This is a genomic window from Streptomyces sp. NPDC020807, from assembly GCF_040641575.1.
Lineage (GTDB): Bacteria > Actinomycetota > Actinomycetes > Streptomycetales > Streptomycetaceae > Streptomyces.
Genome location: NZ_JBFADU010000008.1, coordinates 70,244 through 91,301, shown reverse-complemented (window position 1 = coordinate 91,301; position 21,058 = coordinate 70,244). Strand labels below are relative to the sequence as shown.

The 21,058-nt window shown below is 72.7% G+C and carries 20 protein-coding genes; 14 read left to right on the top strand and 6 right to left on the bottom strand.

Annotated elements, in window-relative coordinates; genetic code table 11:
- Positions 1 to 15: 15 nt before the first annotated feature.
- From AB0G79_RS15270 to AB0G79_RS15260, 3 genes are read left to right on the top strand one after another with little or no spacing between them, the layout of a single operon-like run.
- The gene (locus AB0G79_RS15270; protein ID WP_360806122.1) at positions 16 to 1,653 is read left to right on the top strand and encodes an ABC-F family ATP-binding cassette domain-containing protein; all 1,638 of its coding nucleotides are present in this window, start codon (positions 16 to 18) and stop codon (positions 1,651 to 1,653) included.
- A 10-nt stretch (positions 1,654 to 1,663) separates the two neighbouring features.
- Positions 1,664 to 2,401: a 2-phosphosulfolactate phosphatase gene (locus AB0G79_RS15265; RefSeq protein WP_360806119.1), complete on the top strand. Its 738-nt coding sequence runs from the start codon at positions 1,664 to 1,666 to the stop codon at positions 2,399 to 2,401.
- Complete coding sequence (locus AB0G79_RS15260; RefSeq protein ID WP_360806116.1) at positions 2,398 to 2,799, top strand: hypothetical protein; 402 nt, start codon at positions 2,398 to 2,400, stop codon at positions 2,797 to 2,799. Before AB0G79_RS15265 ends, AB0G79_RS15260 begins: the two co-directional genes overlap by 4 nt.
- Before the next feature lie 83 nt (positions 2,800 to 2,882).
- Here the strand turns inward: AB0G79_RS15260 and AB0G79_RS15255 are convergent, their stop codons facing one another.
- Both AB0G79_RS15255 and AB0G79_RS15250 read right to left on the bottom strand, forming a co-directional pair.
- Positions 2,883 to 5,318, bottom strand: coding sequence for a Tex family protein (locus AB0G79_RS15255; protein ID WP_360806113.1), 2,436 nt, complete (start codon positions 5,316 to 5,318; stop codon positions 2,883 to 2,885).
- A 110-nt stretch (positions 5,319 to 5,428) separates the two neighbouring features.
- Positions 5,429 to 6,295 (bottom strand): hypothetical protein, encoded by an 867-nt coding sequence (locus AB0G79_RS15250; protein ID WP_360806110.1) that lies wholly within the window; start codon positions 6,293 to 6,295, stop codon positions 5,429 to 5,431.
- A 127-nt stretch (positions 6,296 to 6,422) separates the two neighbouring features.
- On the opposite strand from AB0G79_RS15250, the gene AB0G79_RS15245 reads away from it, so the two are divergent.
- Both AB0G79_RS15245 and AB0G79_RS15240 read left to right on the top strand, forming a co-directional pair.
- Positions 6,423 to 7,403 (top strand): DJ-1/PfpI family protein, encoded by a 981-nt coding sequence (locus AB0G79_RS15245; RefSeq protein ID WP_360806107.1) that lies wholly within the window; start codon positions 6,423 to 6,425, stop codon positions 7,401 to 7,403.
- 135 nt (positions 7,404 to 7,538) lie between these two features.
- Positions 7,539 to 8,180, top strand: coding sequence for a DJ-1/PfpI family protein (locus tag AB0G79_RS15240; protein ID WP_360806104.1), 642 nt, complete (start codon positions 7,539 to 7,541; stop codon positions 8,178 to 8,180).
- 3 nt (positions 8,181 to 8,183) lie between these two features.
- Here AB0G79_RS15240 and AB0G79_RS15235 read toward each other — a convergent pair whose 3' ends face one another.
- Positions 8,184 to 8,927 carry an enoyl-CoA hydratase/isomerase family protein gene (locus AB0G79_RS15235; protein ID WP_360806101.1) on the bottom strand — a complete coding sequence of 248 codons (744 nt, stop codon included), beginning with the start codon at positions 8,925 to 8,927 and terminating at the stop codon, positions 8,184 to 8,186.
- A 67-nt stretch (positions 8,928 to 8,994) separates the two neighbouring features.
- Between AB0G79_RS15235 and AB0G79_RS15230 the strand changes: the two genes are divergently transcribed.
- Both AB0G79_RS15230 and AB0G79_RS15225 read left to right on the top strand, forming a co-directional pair.
- Entirely contained in the window at positions 8,995 to 9,651 is a 657-nt protein-coding gene (locus AB0G79_RS15230) for an HdeD family acid-resistance protein (protein WP_360806098.1), read from the top strand.
- Positions 9,652 to 9,781: 130 nt separating this feature from the next.
- Positions 9,782 to 10,258, top strand: coding sequence for an ATP-binding protein (locus AB0G79_RS15225; protein WP_360806095.1), 477 nt, complete (start codon positions 9,782 to 9,784; stop codon positions 10,256 to 10,258).
- 115 nt (positions 10,259 to 10,373) lie between these two features.
- Here AB0G79_RS15225 and idi read toward each other — a convergent pair whose 3' ends face one another.
- The 3 genes from idi to AB0G79_RS15210 all read right to left on the bottom strand — a co-directional run bounded on the left by idi (position 10,374) and on the right by AB0G79_RS15210 (position 13,654).
- Positions 10,374 to 10,994: an isopentenyl-diphosphate Delta-isomerase gene (gene idi, locus AB0G79_RS15220; protein ID WP_360806092.1), complete on the bottom strand. Its 621-nt coding sequence runs from the start codon at positions 10,992 to 10,994 to the stop codon at positions 10,374 to 10,376.
- Positions 10,995 to 11,168: 174 nt separating this feature from the next.
- Positions 11,169 to 12,416 (bottom strand): bifunctional class I SAM-dependent methyltransferase/N-acetyltransferase, encoded by a 1,248-nt coding sequence (locus AB0G79_RS15215; protein ID WP_360806089.1) that lies wholly within the window; start codon positions 12,414 to 12,416, stop codon positions 11,169 to 11,171.
- 296 nt (positions 12,417 to 12,712) lie between these two features.
- Entirely contained in the window at positions 12,713 to 13,654 is a 942-nt protein-coding gene (locus tag AB0G79_RS15210; protein WP_360806086.1) for a cation diffusion facilitator family transporter, read from the bottom strand.
- A 355-nt stretch (positions 13,655 to 14,009) separates the two neighbouring features.
- Here AB0G79_RS15210 and AB0G79_RS15205 point away from each other — a divergent pair, with 355 nt between their 5' ends.
- The 7 genes from AB0G79_RS15205 to AB0G79_RS15175 are packed head-to-tail and all read left to right on the top strand — an operon-like array spanning position 14,010 to position 21,049.
- Positions 14,010 to 15,842, top strand: coding sequence for a DUF5941 domain-containing protein (locus AB0G79_RS15205; RefSeq protein ID WP_360806622.1), 1,833 nt, complete (start codon positions 14,010 to 14,012; stop codon positions 15,840 to 15,842).
- Positions 15,839 to 16,591 carry a phosphocholine cytidylyltransferase family protein gene (locus AB0G79_RS15200; RefSeq protein ID WP_360806083.1) on the top strand — a complete coding sequence of 251 codons (753 nt, stop codon included), beginning with the start codon at positions 15,839 to 15,841 and terminating at the stop codon, positions 16,589 to 16,591. The genes AB0G79_RS15205 and AB0G79_RS15200 overlap by 4 nt, the downstream gene beginning before the upstream one ends.
- Entirely contained in the window at positions 16,579 to 17,640 is a 1,062-nt protein-coding gene (locus tag AB0G79_RS15195) for an iron-containing alcohol dehydrogenase family protein (RefSeq protein WP_360806080.1), read from the top strand. Before AB0G79_RS15200 ends, AB0G79_RS15195 begins: the two co-directional genes overlap by 13 nt.
- Positions 17,618 to 18,397 (top strand): CDP-alcohol phosphatidyltransferase family protein, encoded by a 780-nt coding sequence (locus AB0G79_RS15190; RefSeq protein WP_360806077.1) that lies wholly within the window; start codon positions 17,618 to 17,620, stop codon positions 18,395 to 18,397. Before AB0G79_RS15195 ends, AB0G79_RS15190 begins: the two co-directional genes overlap by 23 nt.
- 47 nt (positions 18,398 to 18,444) lie before the next feature.
- Positions 18,445 to 19,290 (top strand): glycosyltransferase, encoded by an 846-nt coding sequence (locus tag AB0G79_RS15185; protein ID WP_360806619.1) that lies wholly within the window; start codon positions 18,445 to 18,447, stop codon positions 19,288 to 19,290.
- 48 nt (positions 19,291 to 19,338) lie between these two features.
- Positions 19,339 to 20,268, top strand: a complete 930-nt coding sequence (locus AB0G79_RS15180; protein WP_360806074.1) for an ABC transporter permease — start codon at positions 19,339 to 19,341, stop codon at positions 20,266 to 20,268.
- Positions 20,261 to 21,049 carry an ABC transporter ATP-binding protein gene (locus AB0G79_RS15175; RefSeq protein WP_360806071.1) on the top strand — a complete coding sequence of 263 codons (789 nt, stop codon included), beginning with the start codon at positions 20,261 to 20,263 and terminating at the stop codon, positions 21,047 to 21,049. Before AB0G79_RS15180 ends, AB0G79_RS15175 begins: the two co-directional genes overlap by 8 nt.
- Positions 21,050 to 21,058: the final 9 nt, after the last annotated feature.

Here is a 21,058-nt window from a genome sequence, read left to right as displayed (position 1 = left end):
AAAATGCGTTCCCTGATGACTGCAACCCTCGTCGCCAAGGACCTCGCCGCCGGCCACGGCGAACGCACCCTCTTCGCCGGGCTCGACCTCGTCGTCGCCCCCGGCGACGTCATCGGCCTCGTCGGCGTCAACGGCGCCGGGAAGTCGACCCTCCTGCGCCTGCTCGCCGGGCTCGACACCCCGGAGGAGGGCGAGCTGCGGCTCTCCCCGCCCACCGCGAGCGTCGGCCACCTCCCGCAGGAGCCCGAGCGGCGCCCCGGCGAGACCGTCCGCGGGTTCCTCGCCCGCCGCACCGGCGTCGCCGCCGCCCAGACCGCCATGGACGAGGCCACCCAGGGCCTCGTCGACGGCACGCCCGGCGCCGACGACGCGTACGCCGAGACCCTGGAGCGCTGGCTGAACCTCGGCGGCGCCGACCTCGACGAGCGCGCCGAGGAGGTCGTGGGCTCCCTCGGGCTCACCGTCGGCCTCGACCAGCCGATGACCTCGCTCTCCGGCGGCCAGGCCGCCCGCGCGGGCCTCGCCTCGCTCCTCCTCTCCCGCTACGACGTCTTCCTCCTCGACGAGCCCACCAACGACCTGGACCTCGACGGCCTGGAGCGGCTCGAAGCCTTCGTGAAGAGCCTGCGCGCGGGCACGGTCGTCATCAGCCACGACCGCGAGTTCCTCACCAGGACCGTCACCAAGGTCCTCGAACTCGACCTCGCCCAGCAGCAGATCACCCTGTACGGCGGCGGCTACGACGCCTACCTGGAGGAGCGCGCCACCGCCCGGCGGCACGCCCGCGAGGACTTCGAGGAGTACGCCGACAAGAAGGCCGCGCTGGAGGGGCGCGCCCTCATGCAGCGCAACTGGATGGACAAGGGCGTCCGCAACGCCCGCCGCAAGGCCGGCGACAACGACAAGATGAGCCGCAAGCTGCGTGGCGAGTCCAGCGAGAAGCAGGCCGCGAAGGCCCGCCAGACCCAGCGCATGATCGAACGGCTCGACGTCGTCGAGGAGCCCCGCAAGGAGTGGGAGCTGCGGATGGAGATCGCCTCCGCCCCGCGCTCCGGCTCGGTCGTGGCGACCCTGCGCGAGGCCGGGGTACGGCGCGGCGACTTCTCCTTCGGCCCCGTCTCCCTCCAGATCGACTGGGCCGACCGGGTCGCCGTCACCGGCGCCAACGGGGCGGGCAAGTCGACGCTCCTCGCCGCCCTCCTCGGCCGCCTCCCGCTGGACTCCGGCGACGCGGGCCTCGGGCCCGGCGTCGTCGTCGGCGAGGTCGACCAGGCCCGCAAGCTGTTCCACGGTACGGAGACGCTCCTGGAGGCGTTCTGCGCGGCCGTCCCCGAGACCGAGCCCGCCGAGGTCCGCACCCTCCTCGCCAAGTTCGGCCTCAAGGCGGACCACGTGCTGCGGCCCGCGACCACGCTCTCCCCGGGCGAGCGGACCCGCGCCGCGCTCGCGCTGCTCCAGGGCCGCGGGGTGAACCTGCTCGTCCTCGACGAGCCGACCAACCACCTCGACCTGCCGGCCATCGAGCAGCTGGAGTCCGCCCTCGACACGTACACGGGCACGCTCCTTCTCGTCACCCACGACCGGCGCATGCTCGACGCCGTCCGCACCACCCGCCGCATCGAGGTCGCCGACGGCAAGGTGACCGAGCTGTGACGGTCCGCGGATGACGGTCTCCTTCGGCTGGGGGCCCGTGGCAGCACGGGCCCTCGCCGCGGAGACGGCCTGCGTCGTCGTGGTCGACGTGCTGTCCTTCACCACCTCCGTCGGCATCGCCGTCGAGGCCGGCACCGCCGTCCACCCGTACCCGTGGCGCGACGAGACCGCCGTCGCGTACGCCCGCGAGCGGGACGCCGTCCTCGCCGTCGGCCGCCGCGAGGCGACCGGGGCCCACCCGTGGTCGCTCTCCCCGGCGGCCCTGCGCGCCGCCCCCGCGCCGCCGCGCCTGGTCCTGCCGTCCCCGAACGGCTCCACCGTCGCGGCCGACGCCGCCACGCGCGGCGCGACCGTCGTCGCCGCCTCGCTCCGCAACACCACCGCCGTCGCCCGCTGGCTCACCGCCCGTGGGTACGGCTCCGCGGGCCGCCCGCTCGCCGTCATCGCCTCCGGCGAACGGTGGCCCGACGGCTCGCTGCGCCCCGCGCTGGAAGACCTGCTGGGCGCCGGCGCGGTCCTCGCCGCGCTCGCCGGCACCGGCACGTCCCTCCCGACCCCCGAGGCTTCCGCCGCCGCCACGCTGTGGACGGCGACGCCCGACCCGGTCGCCGCCTTGCACGGCTGCGACTCGGGCCGTGAACTGTACGAGTACGGCTATCCGCAGGACGTGGCCGTGGCCGCCGAGCTCGACAGCTCGGCGACCGTCCCCGTCCTCGCGGACGGCGCTTTCCAGGAGGCAGCACCATGACCGACCTACTGACCCGGCTGACCGAGATGCTGGACGACCTCGACGCGGACGTCGACGAGACGATCGACCTCGCGGACGAGATCGCGGCCTCGGGCGACGCCGCCCTCCTGCCGCGCCTCCAGGAGGAGCTGGAGCGGGCCCTCGCCGAGCGGAACGCGTACGCGCGCGAGCTCCTCGGCGGCGTCCTCGCCGCCGTCGGAGGGCCCGAGACCCTCCCGGCGCTGATCCGTGCCTCCGCCGTCGACCTCGGCGACGACCAGGACGGCCTGGCCGCCGAGATCGTCGAACTGGTCCAGGCCGACCCCAAGACGGCGGGCCGCGTCCTGCGGCCGCTCACGGAGGACGAGGACCTGACGGTCGCCAACCGCGCCGAATGGGCGCTGCGCTTCCTGCCCTAGGGGGTGTCCGACGGAGCGTCCCCGCACGCGCGGAAGGCCGCGTCCCCCTCCTCGGGGGACGCGGCCTTCGGCGTACGGACGGCTCAGCGGCGCTTGCCGCCGCCGCCCTCGCCGAGGAGGCCGGCCTTGCGCAGGGCGTCCGCCATCGCGCTGTTGCCGGGGGCGGGAGCCGAGGAACGGCCGCCCCGGTCGTCCCGGCCGCCGCCGCGTTCGTTGCGACGGCCGCCGCCGTCACCGCGACCGCCGTCCCGGCCACCACCGCCCTGCCGCTGCTGCGGCGGACGTCCGCCCTGGCCGCCGCGCTCGCCCCGGTCACGCCTCGGGGCGCCACCGGCCGACGCGTCCGCGCCCGCCTCGTCGTCCAGGCGGAGCGTCAGCGAGATCCGCTTGCGCGGGATGTCGACGTCCATGACCTTGACCTTGACCACGTCACCGGGCTTCACGACGTCGCGCGGGTCCTTGACGAAGGTCTTCGACATCGCCGAGACGTGCACCAGGCCGTCCTGGTGGACGCCGATGTCGACGAAGGCACCGAAGGCGGCCACGTTCGTGACCACGCCCTCCAGGACCATCCCCGACGCCAGGTCGCCGATCCTCTCGACGCCCTCCTTGAAGGTGGCCGTCTTGAACGCGGGGCGCGGGTCGCGGCCCGGCTTCTCCAGCTCGCGCAGGATGTCCGTCACCGTCGGCAGACCGAAGGTCTCGTCGACGAACGCTTCGGCCCGCAGCGAGCGCAGCGTCCCCGTGTCGCCGATCAGCGCGGCGACCTGGCCGCCGGTGGTCTTCGCCATCCGGCGCACGACGGGGTACGCCTCCGGGTGCACGGCGGAGGCATCGAGCGGGTCGTCGCCGCCCCGGATGCGCAGGAAGCCCGCGCACTGCTCGTACGCCTTCGGACCGAGCCGCGCCACGTCCTTCAGCGCCTTGCGGGAACGGAAGGGGCCGTTGGCGTCGCGGTGGGCGACGATGTTCTCGGCGAGGGTCGCGCTGATGCCGGAGACCCGCGAAAGCAGCGGCGTGGAGGCCGTGTTGACGTCGACGCCGACGCCGTTCACGCAGTCCTCGACCACGGCGTCGAGCGAGCGCGAGAGCTTCACCTCGGCCAGGTCGTGCTGGTACTGGCCGACGCCGATCGACTTCGGGTCGATCTTGACGAGCTCGGCCAGCGGGTCCTGGAGCCGCCGGGCGATCGAGACCGCGCCGCGCAACGACACGTCGAGGTCCGGGAGTTCCTGGGAGCCGAAGGCGGAGGCCGAGTAGACGGAGGCGCCGGCCTCCGAGACCATCACCTTCGTCAGGTTCAACTCGGGGTGCCTGGCCAGAAGTTCGGCGGCGAGCTTGTCGGTCTCGCGGGACGCCGTGCCGTTGCCGATCGCGACCAGCTCGACCGCGTGCTCCTTCGCGAGCCGCGCCAGCCTGTCGAGCGCCTGGTCCCACTTGTTGGCGGGCACGTGCGGGTAGATCGTGTCGGTGGCCACGACCTTGCCGGTCGCGTCCACGACGGCGACCTTCACGCCCGTACGGAAACCGGGGTCGAGGCCCAGGGTCGCCCGGGTGCCGGCGGGTGCGGCGAGCAGCAGGTCGCGGAGGTTCGCGGCGAAGACCCGGACGGCCTCGTCCTCGGCTGCCGTCCGCAGCCGGAGCCGCAGGTCGATCCCGAGGTGGACGAGGATGCGGGTCCGCCAGGCCCAACGGACCGTGTCCTGGAGCCACTTGTCGCCGGGGCGCCCGCGGTCGGCCACGCCGAAGCGGTGGGCGACGATCCCCTCGTACGAGGACGGGCCCTCCGTCGCCTCCTCCGGCACCAGCTCCAGGCTGAGGACGTCCTCCTTCTCGCCGCGCAGCATGGCGAGCACGCGGTGCGAGGGGAGCGCGGTGAACGGCTCGGCGAAGTCGAAGTAGTCGGCGAACTTCGCGCCCGCCTCCTCCTGGCCGTCGCGGACCTTCGCGGCGAGCCGGCCCCGGCCCCACATGCGCTCGCGGAGCTCGCCGATGAGGTCGGCGTCCTCGGAGAACTTCTCGGTGAGGATGGCCCGCGCGCCCTCCAGGGCGGCGCCGGTGTCCGCGACGCCCTTGTCCGCGTCGACGAAGGCCGCGGCGGCGGCCGCCGGCTCCACGGACGGGTCGGCGAGCAGCCCCTCGGCCAGCGGGGCCAGACCGGCCTCGCGGGCGATCTGCGCCTTGGTCCTGCGCTTCGGCTTGAAGGGCAGGTAGATGTCCTCCAGGCGCGCTTTGGTGTCGGCGGCCAGGATCCGGGCCTCGACCTCCGGCGTCAGCCTGCCCTGCTCGCGTACCGAGTCGAGGATCGCCGAGCGGCGGTCCTCCAGTTCGCGCAGGTAGCGCAGCCGCTCTTCGAGCGTGCGCAGCTGCGCGTCGTCGAGCATCTCGGTCGCTTCCTTGCGGTAGCGCGCGATGAACGGGACGGTCGAACCGCCGTCGAGCAGCTCGACGGCCGCCTTCACCTGTCGCTCGCGTACGCCGAGCTCCTCGGCGATCCTTGCTTCGATGGACGTCGTCACGGTGTCCCGACTCGCCTTCTCGTGCCTCAAGCTTGCGGCCTCATTCTGCCGGGTCGGTGACCCCGGCGGGGCAACCGCCCCGCCCCCCGCGCGTCCCGCTCCGCCGGTGGTCAGTCCTTGCCGATGAGGTCGGCCGGGAAGGCGCCCGCCATCGCCGCCGTGACCAGGAAGCCCCGGCCCAGTTCGGTGAGGCGGTCGGCGCCGGTCGCGCCGAGGTGGTCGTACGGGGCGGAGTCCAGCCGGTCGGTGTGCAGTTCGAGCTCCTCGCGCAGGGCCGTGCCCGTCTCCGTGAGCTCCCCCTCGGCGTCGAGCAGCCCCCGCTCGCGCAGACGGTCCGCCGCCGCGTCCCACGCGCTGCGCGGCCAGCCGCGCGAGTCGAGGACGCGGTGCGGGGTCATGCCCTTGCCGGTGGCGGTGTGGGAGACGAGCGCCTCGACCGGGTCGAGGCCGACGGAGAGCAGCGCCGCGAGGTGCCCGTCGCCCCGGTGCTCGCGCAGCAGGGTGGCGGCGTGCCAGTAGGCGAGGTGCGGGGCGTCCGGGACCGGGAGGTCCGCGTTGGCGGCGTACAGCGGGCGGGCGTGCCGGGTGCACGCCTCGGTGGCGCGCAGGGCGAGGACCGCCGCCTCGGCCATCTCGGGCGAGGAGACGGTCTCCTCGCCGAGGAGCCGGCGCAGGGTCGCGTCGACGGCCCGCAGGCGTGCGGCCAGGACGTCGGCGGGCGACGCGGTCTCCCAGACGGCGGGGAAGTGCCGGGTCAGGAAGGCGTGGTCGTAGTTGTAGAAGGTGGCGGCCACCGTGCCGGGTCCGACGGCGCCGAGCGGGGCGGACCGCGCGGCGAGCCGGACCGCGTTCGCGTCGGTGAACCCGAGGGCGGCGAACTCGCGGTCCAGGTCGGGGGAGAAGTACATCGTCGCGTGGAGGGGGTTGAGGGCGTTGTGGCAGCGGCGTCCGGCGCGCGGCGGCAGGGTGTTCGTCATGGGTGGCACGTTACCGACTGGTCGGTACGACTGGAACGGCCACGGCCGACGAACCCGTCCGCCGATGGCAGAAAAGGTGGGATGTACGTCGTTGCGGACGTCCCCGGGGTCGCCAAGGATGGACCGCATGACGCAGCGACCCGTTCTCGTCGTCCTCTTCGACGGCGTGCAGAGCCTCGACGTCACCGGCCCCTTCGAGGTCTTCGCCGGTGCCGCCCGCGCCGCCGGCGACCCCGCCGCGTACCCGCTCCGCACCGCCTCCCTCGACGGCGGGCCCGTCCGCACGCAGAGCGGCCTGCGGCTGCTCCCCGACACGACCCTCGCCGAGGCCGTCGCCGACGGCCCGCCCCACACGCTCCTCGTGCCCGGGGGCGAGGGCACCCGGGCGCCCGAGCCCGCCCTGATCGCGTGGCTGCGCGACCACGCCCCGCACGCCGAGCGGCTCGTCTCCGTCTGCACCGGCGCGCTGCTGCTCGCCGAGGCGGGACTCCTCGACGGGCACCGCGTGACCACCCACTGGCTCGCCTGCGACCACCTCGCCCGCCGCCACCCCGCCGTCCGCGTCGAACCCGAGCCCATCTTCGTCCGGGACGGGCGGCTCTCCACCTCCGCCGGGGTCACCGCCGGGATCGACCTGGCGCTCGCCCTCGTCGAGGAGGACCTCGGGCGGGACGTCGCCCTCACCGTCGCCCGCCACCTCGTCGTCTTCCTCCGCCGCCCCGGCAACCAGGCGCAGTTCAGCGCCCAGCTCTCCGCCCAGACGGCCCGCCGCGAGCCGCTCAGGGACCTCCAGCAGCTGATCACCGAGCACCCGGCCGCGGACCTCTCCGTCGAGGCGCTCGCCGCCCGCGCGGGACTCTCGCCCCGCCACTTCGCCCGCGCCTTCCAGGCCGAGACCGGCACCACGCCGGGGCGGTACGTCGACCGCGTCCGCCTCGAACACGCCCGCCGCCTCCTGGAGGAGAGCACGCGCGGCGTCGAGGAGGTCGCCCGCGCCTCCGGCTACGGCACACCGGAGGCGATGCGCCGCGCCTTCGTGAAGGCCCTCGCCACGACCCCGGCGGAGTACCGCCGGCGCTTCCATCCCGGCCCGCCCCCGTCGTCGTAGGCCCCCGCCCCCGGTCTCGGCTCCGGCGGCCGGCCGAGCGCCGTTCGGAAACGACCTCCTCGCGTGGCGGCCCTCCGCCCGCGGACCCCTGGTTCGACCAGGCCACCGACGACCCGCCCACCGAAAGGGACCACCATGCAGATCGCCATCCTGCTCTTCGACGGCTTCACCTCGCTCGACGCCGTCGGACCGTACGAGCTCCTCGCCCGGCTGCCCGGAGCCGAGACCGTGTTCGTCGCCAAGGAGGCGGGCCCGGTCCGCAACGACCAGGGCAGCCTCACGCTCGTCGCCGAGCACGCCCTCGCCGAGGTCCCGCGCCCGGACATCGTCCTCGTACCCGGCGGCCCCGACGTCCGTACGGCCATGCACGACCCGGAGATCCAGGCCTGGCTGCGGACCGCCGACGCGACCAGCACCTGGACCACCTCCGTGTGCAGCGGCGCCCTGCTCCTCGCGGCCTCCGGTCTCCTGAAGGAGCGCCGCGCCACCACCCACTGGCTCGCCTTCGACGAACTGCGGGCGCTCGGCGTCGAACCCACCGCCGAGCGGGTCGTCTTCGACGGCAAGTACGTCACCGCCGCGGGAGTCTCCTCCGGCATCGACATGGCCCTGCATCTGCTCGGCCGGATCGCCGGGGACGAGACCGCCCAGACGGTCCAGCTGCTCACCGAGTACGACCCGCAGCCGCCCTACGACGCGGGCTCGCCGGAGAAGGCGCCGGCGGAGATCGTCGCCCGCTGGCGCGGCCGGCCCACCGAGGCGCTCGCGGCGAAGTGAGCCTCAGAGCCCGTAGGTGAAACGGGGCGCGCGGCGCTCCAGGAAGGCGGCGACCCCCTCGGCGGTGTCGCCGCTGCCGCGCGCCTGCTCCGCCCAGTACGCGTCCCGGTCGACGCGGCCGTCGGCGAACTCCTTCGCCGCCGCCTGGGTGAGCAGCGAGCGCGAGACGAGGACGCGGCCGAACTCCTCGACCCGCTTGTCCAGTTCGCCCGCCGGATGCAGCTCGTCCACGAAACCGGTCCGCAGCGCCCGTTCCGCGTCCATCAACTCACCGGAGAAGAGCAGGTACTTGGCGGTGGACGGGCCGACCAGGGCGGTCAACCGCCGGGTGGACGAGGACGGGTAGACGATCCCGAGCTTCGACGGGGTGATCCCGAACCGGGCCCCCTCCTCCGCGAACCGCAGGTCGCACGCGGCGGCGAGCTGGCTGCCGCCGCCGACGCAGAAGCCTCGGACGGCCGCCAGGGTCGGCTTCGGGAAGGCGGCGAGCGCCTCCTCGGCCCGAACCGCGAGCGCCTGCTGCTCGTCGCCGGGCTCCCGCAGCGTCGAGATGTCCGCTCCCGCACAGAAGGTGTCCCCCTCGCCGGTGAGGACGAGCGCCCGCACCGCCGGGTCGGCGGCGAGCCGCTCCAGGACCCCGGGCAGCGCGCGCCACATCCCGGCGCTCATCGCGTTGCGCTTGGCGGGGTTGGCGATGACGACGGTGGCGACCCCGTCCGTGACGCTGTCCTTCAGCTGCGGCTCCATGGGCCGGATGCTATCCGCCGTACCCGAACGTACGATCAGGAAGGGGGCGGCCCCGAGGAGGCACCCGATGGCGAAGGACGCCCGCGAGTCCGGCGCAGCGCCCGATCCCGTCCAGGACATGGCGCGCCAGGGGAAGAAGCTCAGCCGCGACTTCGGGTGGCTCGCCTTCCTGGGAGCCCTGCTGGTGATCGGCGGGCTCGTCGGCCTTGTCCACACCGCCGCCGCCACCCTGACCTCGATGCTGCTCTTCGGCTGGCTGCTGCTGATCGGCGGCGTGGTCGGGCTGCTCCAGGCCGTCCAGTCGCGGGGCACCGGCTACTTCTGGCTCGCCGCCGTCGTCGCCGCCCTGAACATCGCGGCAGGCGTCGTCGTGATCCGCCACCCGGAGGGCTCGGCCGAGGCGCTGACGATGTTCGCCGCGCTGCTCTTCCTCACCGGCGGGCTCTTCCGCCTCGTCGGCAGCGTGGTGGTGCGCGGACCGCAGTTCGGCTGGACCCTGTTCCAGGGCGCCTTCGGCCTGCTGCTCGGTCTGCTCGTCCTCTTCGACTGGCCGCACAGCAGCCTGTACGTGCTCGGGGTCTTCTTCTCCCTGACCCTGCTCTTCGACGGCCTCGGGCTCATCGCGATCGGGGTCGGCGGCCGGAGGATCGTCAGCATGGTCACGCCGGAGCCGGTCACCCCGGATCATCAGGAGAAAAATGAGCCGAATCAGTCGAACAACTGACTTCGGCATACTCCACCGATCAGAAGGTGGTCGATAAGTGTCGACTTCTGGTCAGTAGGGCGGGCCGCCCGCGCGGATTGCCAAGACTCGATCCGTGGCGAGAATCGAGCACGAGGGTGGGAACCGTACCGTGGAGACCCACGGAGGTGTACCCGCCCGGTCACCGTCCTACGAAGGAGTCTGGCGCTTCACCGCACCCGCGGTCGACGTCTCCGTCCCGCAGGCCCGGCACGCGGTGCGCGACCTGCTGGTCCGCCAGGCCGTACCCGTCCACGACGACATCATGGACGGCCTGCTGCTGATCGTCTCCGAGCTGGTCACCAACGCCGTGCGGCACGCGGCGCTGCTGTCGCCGGAGATAGCGGTGGAGGTCGCCATCGGCCCCGAGTGGGTCCGGGTGTCCGTCGAGGACAACCATCCGTACCGCCCCAAGGCCCTGGAGGCGGACTGGGGCCAGACCGGCGGCCGAGGCCTTCTCCTGGTCAGGGAGATCGCCCAGGAGGCCGGCGGCGCGTGCGACGTCGAGCACACGGCGAGCGGCGGCAAGATCATCTGGGCGGCCCTGCCCCTGGTCCCGATGGCACCGGGACCAGGGGGCGCGCTCTGACGGGGCGTCCTGGAGCCTGACCGGACGCCCGTGGCCGGACGCCCGTGGCCGGACGCCCGTGGCCGGACGCCCGTGGCCGGACGCCCGTGGTCGGACGCCCGTGGTCGGACGGCTCCTACCAGCCGCCCGAGTCGCCGGTCAGCTCGCGGATCGCGGGCCGTGCCGCGTCGAGCACCGTCATGAACCAGGCGGAGAACGGCGCGGCGGCGTGCCGCTCGGCCAGCTCGGCGGCGGTCACGAACGCGGTGTCCGCGATCTCCTCCGGGTCCGGCCGCGGTTCGGCCTGCACGAGGCCGACGAAGAGGTGGTTGAACTCCTGCTCCACCAGGCCCGAGGCCGGGTCCGGGTGGTTGTAGCGGACGGTGCCCGCCTCGGCCATCAGCGTCGGCGAGACGCCGAGCTCCTCGAAGGTGCGCCGGGCGGCGGCGGCGAACGGCGCCTCGCCCGGGTAGGGGTGGCCGCAGCAGGTGTTCGACCAGACGCCGGGAGAGTGGTACTTGCCGAGCGCCCGGCGCTGGAGCAGCAGGCGGCCCGACTCGTCGAAGAGGAAGACGGAGAAGGCGCGGTGCAGCTGGCCCGGCGCCTGGTGGGCGGCGAGCTTCTCCGCCGTGCCGATGGTCGTCCCGTCCTCGTCGACCAGTTCGAGCATGATCGACTCCGGAACCCCGGACGACTGGACACCGTTCGACAGGATCTCCGGCGAGATCTGGTCCGCGGTGGCTGGTGTGGTCGGCATACCCATCCTTCGCTTCGGTCCTCGGCCCCGGTAGGGCCACCCCAGTCTGCCGTACAAAAGCGGCTTGTCCGCACTTCGTCGGCCGGACGGCGCCGCCCCCGTCCCACCGGCGTGCGCCGGTGGGACGGGGGCGGCTGACGGGTCAGGGGCCCGCGAAGGCCCCGAAGGAGCCGGTCAGACCCCGAAAGCCGCCGGATAGGCGATCGTCCCGGACGGCACGGGCGCGGAATCGTCCAGGACGAGCGCCATCATGGCCTCGTCGGGGACCTCGAAACCTGGCTTGATTCCGTATGCGGATGCCCGTACGAACCCGAACCTCGGGTAGTACTCCGGATGGCCCAGGACGAGGACGAGCGCCTCGCCCCGCAGCCGGGCCGCGTCGAGCACCGCCCGGACCACCGCCTGCCCCGCGCCCGTCCGCTGGTACGCGGGAGCCACCGAGACCGGCGCGAGCGCCGCCGCGGGGGCGCCGTCCACCAGGCACCGGGTGATCAGCGCGTGCGCCGCGACCGAGCCGTCCGGGGCCTCGGCCACGTACGACAACCCGGGCAGCCATGCCCCGGGGTCCTGTCGGAGCGCGTCGACCAGTTCGGCCTCCGCGTCCGACGCGAAGGCGTCCGCGGTGACCCGCCGGACCGCCGGGGCGTCCTCGGAGGTCTCCGCCCGGACGTGCCAGCGCGGGTCGGCGGGCCGCAGGACGAAGCCCGCGTACCCGTAGTCGGTGCCGTGCTCGCGCCGGAGCGCGATCTCGGCGCGAGCGCCCGCCACGGCCTCGGCCATGCCGGGGACCGAGGTGTCCGCCGCTTCGGCGCGGTCGGAGAGCGGACCGTAGTACTCGGCCCAGTCGCCGTCGGGCTGCGTGAAGGCGCCGAGGACGTGGTAGCCGGCCTCGACGGCCGCCGCCGCGTTCCCGGTGACGGTGCGGAGCGGGTAGTGCTCCTCCCAGAAGGCGCGGGCCACCGGGCCCGGCTCCCCGGTGGTCCACACGCACTCGGTGAGGACGAGGGTCCCGCCGGGAGCGAGCAGCCTGCGCCACGCGGCGAGCGCCCTGTCGAAGCCGAGGACGAAGACCGAGCTCTCGGCCCAGACCAGGTCGAAGGAGCCGTCGGGGAAGGGCAGGTCGCCCATGTCGGCGTTGAGGGGACGGACCGAGCCGTCGAGTCCCCGCGCGGCGGCGCTCGCGCGCAGCTCGTCGAGGAACGGCTCGTGGGTGTCGACGGCGGTCACCTCGGCGCCGGCCTCGGCGGCGAGGAACAGCGCGGAGCGGCCCGGGCCGCAGCCCAGGTCGAGCACCCGGGGACGCTCGGGGAGCGGTCCCGCGAGCGCGAGGAGCCGACGGGTGGTGGAGTCGGAGCCCGGACCCTGCCGCGGAAGACCGTGGTGCAGGGCGAAGAAGGCGTCGTACATGGCGTTGTCGGACAACGTGGGAAACCCTTTGGTGTGAGGGTCCCGGCCGACGACGTGACGTACCGGTGGGAAGACCGGGATCAGGTCAGCCGGAGACCCGGAGGCTGAGGAACGACCGGGCGCTGCCGCACTGGGCAGCCTCCATCGCGACGGTCATCAACCTCAGCTCCTCTCCACACGTGTTCGTACGAAAAGCCTAACAGGCCGCGGCCCGGCCGGTCGTCGTCGGCGGAGTCGCCGGCCGGAAGCGGAGCGTCAGGGGCAGAGCCCCGGAGACAGAGCTTCAGGGGCAGAGCCTCAGGGGCAGAGCCTCAGAGGCACAGCTTCGCCTCGTGCTGCGCGTGTCCCACCGGCTCCAGTTGGAAGGTGCAGTGCTGCACGTCGAAGTGGGAGCCCAGGCACCCCTGGAGGTCGTGCAGCATCTTCTCGTGGCCGACCGAGTCGAGCGCGCCCTGGTCCACGACCACGTGGGCGGAGAGCACCGGCATCCCGGAGGTGATCGTCCAGGCGTGCAGGTCGTGGACGTCCTCGACGCCCGGCAGGGCCAGTATGTGGGCCCGCACCTCCGCCATGTCGACGCCCTTCGGGGCCGCCTCCAGGAGGACGTCCAGGGTCTCGCGCAGCAGCTTGAGCGTGCGGGGCACGATCATCAGGCCGATCACGATCGAGGCGATCGGGTCGGCGTACTGCCAGCCGGTGGCGAGGATGATGCCGGACGCGACGATCACCGTCACCGAGCCGAGGGCGTCCGCGAGCACCTCCAGATAGGCGCCCCGCACGTTGAGGCTCTCCTTCTGGCCCCGCATGAGCAGGGACAGCGAGACGATGTTGGCGACCAGGCCGACGACCGCGAACGCGATGGCCAGTCCGCCCTTGGTCTCCGCCGGCTCGACGAACCGCTGGATCGCCTCGTACAGCACGTAGCCGCCGACGACGAGGAGCAGCAGACAGTTGGCGAGCGCGGCCAGGATCTCGGCCCGCGCGAAGCCGAAGGTGCGGTTGCCGGAGGGCGGGCGGTTGGCGAAGTGGATCGCGAGCAGCGCCATCGCGAGGCCGACGGCGTCGGTCGCCATGTGGGCCGCGTCCGCGATCAGGGCGAGCGAGTCGGCGACGACGCCGCCGATGATCTCGATCACCATCACGGAGAGCGTGATGCCGAGTGCGATCCGCAACCGGTTCTTGTACGCGGCCCCGGCGGTGCCCGTCGGGGGCGGCCCTCCGTGGCTGTGCCCGTGGTCGTGTCCAGCCCCCATGACGTGGCCTCCCGGTCGAGTGTTCCGTCTGCCCCAGGGGCCAAGTGAACTACGGGAGGGGGGTATGCGCAACACGGTACTGAACACCGTTGTCATTGCCCTGACCTGCGACGATGCAGCCGAGGGCGGTGGTGTCGCGATGCTCCTCGCGGGGGCCGGTTCCGGCGCGACCGCGCATCCGCGCGTCCGTGGGCGGTCCCGGGGGAGTCCGGCCCGCGAAGCCTCGGTGAACTCACGCTCTGTTCATCCGATAGCCTCAGCCGACGTGCCGCCGCCCGGTGCGGAGCGCACCGCCGCGCCCCGGGCCGTCACGGGCCCGTCGGCCCCTCTGTTCAGCTCCAAGGAGTGAGTTCGTCTGTCGACCGCCATCCTCACCGGCCCGCCGGCACCCGGATCCTCGCTCGACGGTGATCTGCGGTCGCTCGGCTTCGACGTCCGGATCGCCTCCGGCGCCGAGGAAGCGGGCGCGCTGCTGGCCGCCGTACCGGCGGGGGAGCGCGTCGCGCTCGTCGACCCCCGGTTCGTCGGCCACCTCCACGCGCTGCGCCTCGCCCTCACCGACCCCCGGTTCCCGGCCGCCGCGGCGCCCGGTGCGGTGACCGCGCAGAGCGCGGCCCGCCCCGCGCTCGCCCGCGCGCTCACCGCGGCCTCGGTGCCCGGCACGGCCGCCGACCGCACCGGCACGGGCAACGGCACCGGCACGCTCGCCGAGGACCTCCCCGGCACGCTCGCCGACGCCCTCGACGCCGACGGCGTCGCCGTGCACCGGCCGCAGCTCGGCACCCTCGTCGCCACCGTGCCCGCCGACGACACGGCCCGCGCCGAGGCCCGCGCCGCCGTCGCCGCCGTCGACGACGAGGCCGTACGCCTCCGCTCGGCGGTCAAGGCCCATGACGGCTTCTTCACCACCTTCTTCATCAGCCCGTACTCGCGGTACATCGCCCGCTGGTGCGCCCGCCGCGGACTGACCCCCAACCAGGTCACCACCGCCTCGCTGCTCACCGCGCTGATCGCGGCCGGCTGCGCGGCGACCGGTGAGCGCGGCGGCTACGTCGCCGCCGGCGTGCTCCTCCTCGTCTCCTTCGTCCTGGACTGCACGGACGGGCAGCTCGCCCGGTACGCGCTCAAGTACTCGACGATGGGCGCCTGGCTCGACGCGACCTTCGACCGGGCCAAGGAGTACGCCTTCTACGCGGGCCTCGCGCTCGGCGCCGCCCGCGACGGCGACGACGTCTGGGCGCTCGCGCTCGGCGCGATGATCCTCATGACCTGCCGGCACGTGGTCGACTTCTCGTTCAACGAGGCCAACCACGACGCGACCGCCAACACCAGCCCGACCGCGGCCCTCTCCAGCAAGCTGGACAGCGTCGGCTGGACCGTCTGGGCCCGCCGGATGATCATCCTGCCGATCGGCGAGCGCTGGGCGATGATCGCGGTCCTCACCGCCGTCACCACCCCCCGGACCGTCTTCTGGGCCCTGATCATCGGCTGCGCCTTCGGCGCCTGCTACACCACGGCGGGCCGCGTCCTGCGCTCGCTGACCCGCCGGGCCACGCGCACCGACCGCGCCGCCCAGGCCCTGGCGGACCTGGCCGACTCCGGCCCGCTGGCCACGCTCTTCGCCCGCCTCGGCCGCCGCCGCAAGGCCTCCGGCTTCACGGCGCCGATCCTCGCGCTCGTCGCCGCGGTGCTGATGCTGGTCAACGCGTACCTGACCGGCCCGGGCCCCGCGAACATCGCGGCCGCCGTCGGCTACGCGGCCTTCGCCGGCTTCGCGGTCGCCGCGCCCCTCAAGGGCGCCCTCGACTGGCTCCTCCCCCCGCTCTTCCGCGCGGCCGAGTACGGCACGGTTCTGGTCCTCGCCGCGAAGTCGGACGCCCCCCAGGCGCTCCCCGCCGCATTCGGGCTGGTCGCGGCCGTCGCCTACCATCACTACGACACGGTGTACCGCATCCGCGGTGGCACCGGCGCGCCGCCCGCGTGGCTGGTGCGCGTCACCGGCGGACACGAGGGGCGCACGCTCCTGGTGACCGTCCTCGCCGCCTTCCTGGCGGACCGCGGTGACGACTTCACCCTGGCACTGACCGCCCTCGCGGTCGCCGTCGCGCTCGTGGTGCTCGTGGAGTCCATCCGTTTCTGGGTCTCCTCCGGAGCACCCGCCGTTCACGACGAAGGAGAAACAGCATGATCGGCCTCGTACTGGCAGCCGGTGCCGGACGGCGTCTGCGTCCCTACACCGAGACGCTTCCGAAGGCCCTCGTGCCCGTGTCCGGCGAGGGCACCGAGAACGAGCTCACCATCCTCGACGGCACCCTCAAGAACTTCGCCGAGATCGGTCTCACCGACGTCGCGATCATCGTCGGCTACCGCAAGGAGGCCGTCTACGCCCGCAAGGAGGCCCTGGAGGCCAAGTACGGGCTGAAGATCACGCTCATCGACAACGACAAGGCCGAGGAGTGGAACAACGCCTACTCCCTCTGGTGCGGCCGTGACTCGATCAAGCACACCGTGATCCTCGCCAACGGCGACACCGTGCACCCGGTCTCCGTCGAGAAGACCCTGCTCGCCGCCCGCGGCGACGGCAAGAAGATCATCCTCGCCCTCGACACGGTGAAGACCCTCGCCGACGAGGAGATGAAGGTCATCGTCGACCCCGAGAAGGGTGTCCAGCGGATCACCAAGCTGATGGACCCGGCCACCGCCACCGGCGAGTACATCGGTGTCACCCTCATCGAGGGCGAGGCCGCCGAGGAGCTCGCCGACGCCCTCAAGACCACCTTCGAGCGCGACCCCGACCTCTACTACGAGGACGGCTACCAGGAGCTCGTCAACCGCGGCTTCAAGATCGACGTGGCGCCCATCGGCGACGTCAAGTGGGTCGAGATCGACAACCACGACGACCTCGCGAAGGGCCGTGACATCGCGTGCCAGTACTGACCCGACTGATCCCGTCGCCGGTCGTCGTCGACATCCGCCGAGGCGCGTTGGAGGACCTCTCCGCGCTCCTCGCGGACCAGCGGATCTCCAGCAACGGCAAGATCGCCGTCGCGATCAGCGGCGGGTCGGGTCTCAAGCTGCGTGACCAGTTCGCGCCCGAGCTGCCGGGCGCCGACTGGTACCCGGTGGCCGGCGGCACCATCGACGAGGCCGTGAAGCTCGCCGACGCCATGCGCGGCAAGCGGTACGACGCGGTGGTCGCCCTCGGCGGCGGCAAGATCATCGACGTGACGAAGTACGCGGCGGCCCGGGTCGGGCTGCCGCTGGTGGCCATCGCCACCAACCTCTCGCACGACGGCATCTGCTCGCCGATCTCGACCCTGGACAACGACAACGGCCGGGGTTCGTACGGTGTGCCCACCCCGATCGCCCTCGTCATCGACCTGGACGTGATCAGGGACGCGCCGATCCGCTTCGTGCGGTCCGGCATCGGCGACGCGATCTCCAACATCTCCGCCCTCGCCGACTGGGAGCTCTCCCACCAGGTGAACGGGGAGCCCGTCGACGGCCTCGCGGCCGCGATGGCGCGCAGCGCCGGCGAGGCCGTGCTGCGCCACCCCGGCGGCGTGGGCGACGACGACTTCCTCGTCACCCTCTCCGAGGGCCTGGTGATGTCCGGCATCGCGATGTCGATCAGCGGGGACAGCCGCCCCTCCTCGGGCGCCTGTCACGAGATCAGCCACGCCTTCGACCTGCTCTTCCCGGCGCGGGCCGCGTCCCACGGCGAGCAGTGCGGTCTCGGCGCGGCCTTCGCCATGCACCTGCGCGGCGCCCCCGAGGGCTCCGCCCAGATGGTCGAGACGCTCCGCCGGCACGGCCTCCCGGTCACGCCGGAGGAGATGGGCTTCACCGTGGACGAGTTCGTCCAGGCGGTGTCCTTCGCCCCGCAGACCCGGCCCGGCCGGTTCACCATCCTGGAACACCTCGACCTGTCCGACGACGAGATCAGGGACGCGTACGCCGACTATGCAAAAGCCATCGGTAGCTGAGCTCCGTCCGGTCGTCCACCCCCCGGGTGTGAAGGACCGGCGGAGCGGTGAGCACTGGGGCGGCCGCCTGTACATGCGGGAGATCTCCCTCCGCATCACCCGGCGGCTGGTGACCACCAAGGTCACGCCCAACCAGCTGACCTACCTGATGACCCTCTGCGGCGTGCTCGCCGCCCCGGCGCTCCTCGTGCCGGGCATCACCGGCGCCGTCCTCGGCGTCGTGATGGTCCAGCTCTACCTGCTGCTCGACTGCGTCGACGGCGAGGTGGCCCGCTGGAAGAAGCAGTTCTCGCTGCAGGGCGTCTGGCTCGACCGCGTCGGCGCGTACCTCTGCGACGCGGCGGTGCTCGTGGGCTTCGGCCTGCGCGCCGCCGACCCGTGGGGCACGGGCCGGATCGACTGGCTGTGGGCCTTCCTCGGCACGCTGGCCGCGCTCGGCGCGATCCTGATCAAGGCCGAGACCGACCTCGTCGGTGTCGCCCGGCACCAGGGCGGGCTGCCGCCGGTCAAGGAGTCGGCCTCCGAGCCGCGCTCCTCCGGCATGGCGCTGGCCCGCAGGGCCGCCGCCGCGCTCAAGTTCCACCGCCTGATCCTGGGGATCGAGGCGTCCTTCCTGATCCTGTTCCTCGCCATCGCGGACCAGGTCAGGGGAGACCTCTTCTTCTCCCGGCTGGGTGTCGCCGTCCTCTGCGGCATCGCCCTGCTCCAGACCGTGCTGCACCTGGTCTCGATCCTGGTATCGAGCAGGCTGAAGTGAGGCCGGCCGTGAGTGCGCCGCTCAAGGTGGGTGCCGTCGTCATCACGATGGGCACCCGCCCCGACGACCTGCGCGCGCTGATCGACTCGGTCGCCAAGCAGGAGGGCGACCCGGTCGAGGTCGTCGTCGTCGGCCAGGGCACCCCGGTCACCGGGGTGCCCGACTGGGTGCGGACCGTCGACCTGCCGGAGAACGTCGGCATCCCGGAGGGCCGCAACGTCGGCATCGAGGCCTTCGGGCCCGGCGGCACCGACGTCGACGTCCTGCTCTTCCTCGACGACGACGGACTCCTCGCGCACACGGACACCGCCGAACTGGTCCGCCAGGCCTTCACGGCCGACCCGCGGCTCGGCATCATCAGCTTCCGTATCGCCGATCCGGAGACCGGCGAGACCCAGCGTCGGCACGTTCCGCGGCTCCGCGCCTCGGACCCGATGCGCTCCTCGCGGGTCACCACCTTCCTCGGCGGCGCCAACGCCGTCCGAACCAAGGTCTTCGCCGAAGTCGGCCTGCTCCCGGGCGAGTTCTTCTACGCGCACGAGGAGACCGATCTCGCCTGGCGCGCGCTCGACGCCGACTGGATGATCGACTACCGTTCCGACATGGTGCTGTTGCACCCCACCACCGCACCGTCCCGCCACGCCTCGTACCACTTCAACGTGGCCCGCAACCGCGTCTGGCTCGCACGTCGCAATCTGCCCGCGCCCCTGGTGCCGGTGTATCTCGGCGTCTGGCTCCTCCTCACCCTCGCCCGCCGGCCCTCGCCCTCCGCACTCAAGGCCTGGCTCGGCGGTTTCCGCGAGGGATGGGCCGCCCCCTGCGGACCCCGGCGTCCCATGAGGTGGCGTACGGTGTGGCGGCTGACCCGGCTGGGTCGCCCCCCGGTCGTCTGACATCGTGGTACCGACGTGCCGCGCATTTTGAACACGAAGGTTTCGACTGTGAGTGACACACACCAGGGCGGGGCGGTCGCGACGAGCGCGCCCCCTTCCCCCGACGAGGGCCTTGCCCCGGCCGAGTTGGCCGCGAAGTACGGCCTCTCGGTCAGCGGCGCCCGGCCCGGGATTTTCGCGTACGTACGCGACCTGTGGAGCCGCCGCCACTTCATCCTGGCCTTCTCCTCGGCGAAGCTCGCCGCCCAGTACAGCCAGGCGAAGCTGGGCCAGGTGTGGCAGGTGGCGACCCCGCTGCTCAACGCCCTGGTCTACTACCTGATCTTCGGGCTGATCCTGGGCGCCGGGCAGGGGATGACCAAGGAGGTCTACATCCCCTTCCTGGTCACGGGCATCTTCGTGTTCACCTTCACCCAGAGCTCGGTCATGGCCGGTGTCCGGGCGATCTCGGGCAACCTCGGTCTCGTGCGCGCCCTGCACTTCCCGCGCGCCACGCTCCCGATCTCCTTCTCGCTCCAGCAGCTCCAGCAGCTGCTGTACTCGATGGTCGTGCTCGTGGCCGTCGCCGTCATCTTCGGCAGCTACCCCTCCCTCCGGTGGCTGCTGGTGATCCCGGCGCTGGCCCTCCAGTTCGTGTTCAACACGGGCCTGGCCATGATCATGGCCCGGATGGGCGCGAAGACGCCCGACCTCGCCCAGCTGATGCCCTTCATCATGCGGACGTGGATGTACGCCTCCGGCGTCATGTTCTCGATCCAGACGATGCTGGCCGACAAGCCGGCCTGGATCGCCGACATCCTCATGTACAACCCGGCGGCGGTGTACATGGACCTGATCCGCTTCGCCCTCATCGACGGCTACAGCGCGAGCAACCTGCCCGACCACGTGTGGATGACCGCGCTCGCCTGGGCCCTGGTCTTCGGCATCGGCGGCTTCGTCTACTTCTGGAAGGCCGAGGAGAGGTACGGCCGTGGCTGACACGAACCGGGACGCGAAGGTCCCCACCGTCATCTGCGACGACGTCCACATCGTCTACCGCGTCCACACGGGCGGCGGAGGCAAGGGCAGCGCGACCGCGGCCCTCAGCCGGATCGTCGGCCGCGGCAAGGCCGAGGTCTCCCGGGGCGTCCGCAAGGTCCACGCCGTCCGCGGCGTCACCTTCACCGCGTACAAGGGCGAGGCCATCGGCCTCATCGGCAGCAACGGCTCCGGCAAGTCCACGCTGCTGCGCGCCATCGCCGGCCTGCTCCCCACCGAGAGCGGCAAGGTCTACACCGACGGCCAGCCCTCGCTGCTCGGCGTCAACGCGGCCCTGATGAACGACCTCACCGGTGAGCGCAACGTGATCCTCGGCGGTCTCGCCATGGGCATGAGCCGCGAGGAGGTGCGCTCCCGCTACGACGGCATCGTCGACTTCTCCGGCATCAACGAGAAGGGCGACTTCATCAGCCTCCCCATGCGGACGTACTCCTCCGGCATGGGCGCCCGGCTCCGCTTCGCCATCGCGGCCGCCAAGAACCACGACGTCCTCCTCATCGACGAGGCGCTCGCGACCGGTGACCGCAAGTTCCAGATCCGCTCCGAGGAGCGCATCCGCGAGCTGCGCAAGGAGGCCGGCACGGTCTTCCTGGTCAGCCACAGCAACAAGTCCATCCGGGACACCTGCGACCGGGTGCTCTGGCTGGAGAAGGGCCAGCTCCTGATGGACGGCCCGACGGACGAGGTCATCAAGGCGTACGAGCGGGAGACCGCGCGCTGATCCCCGCGT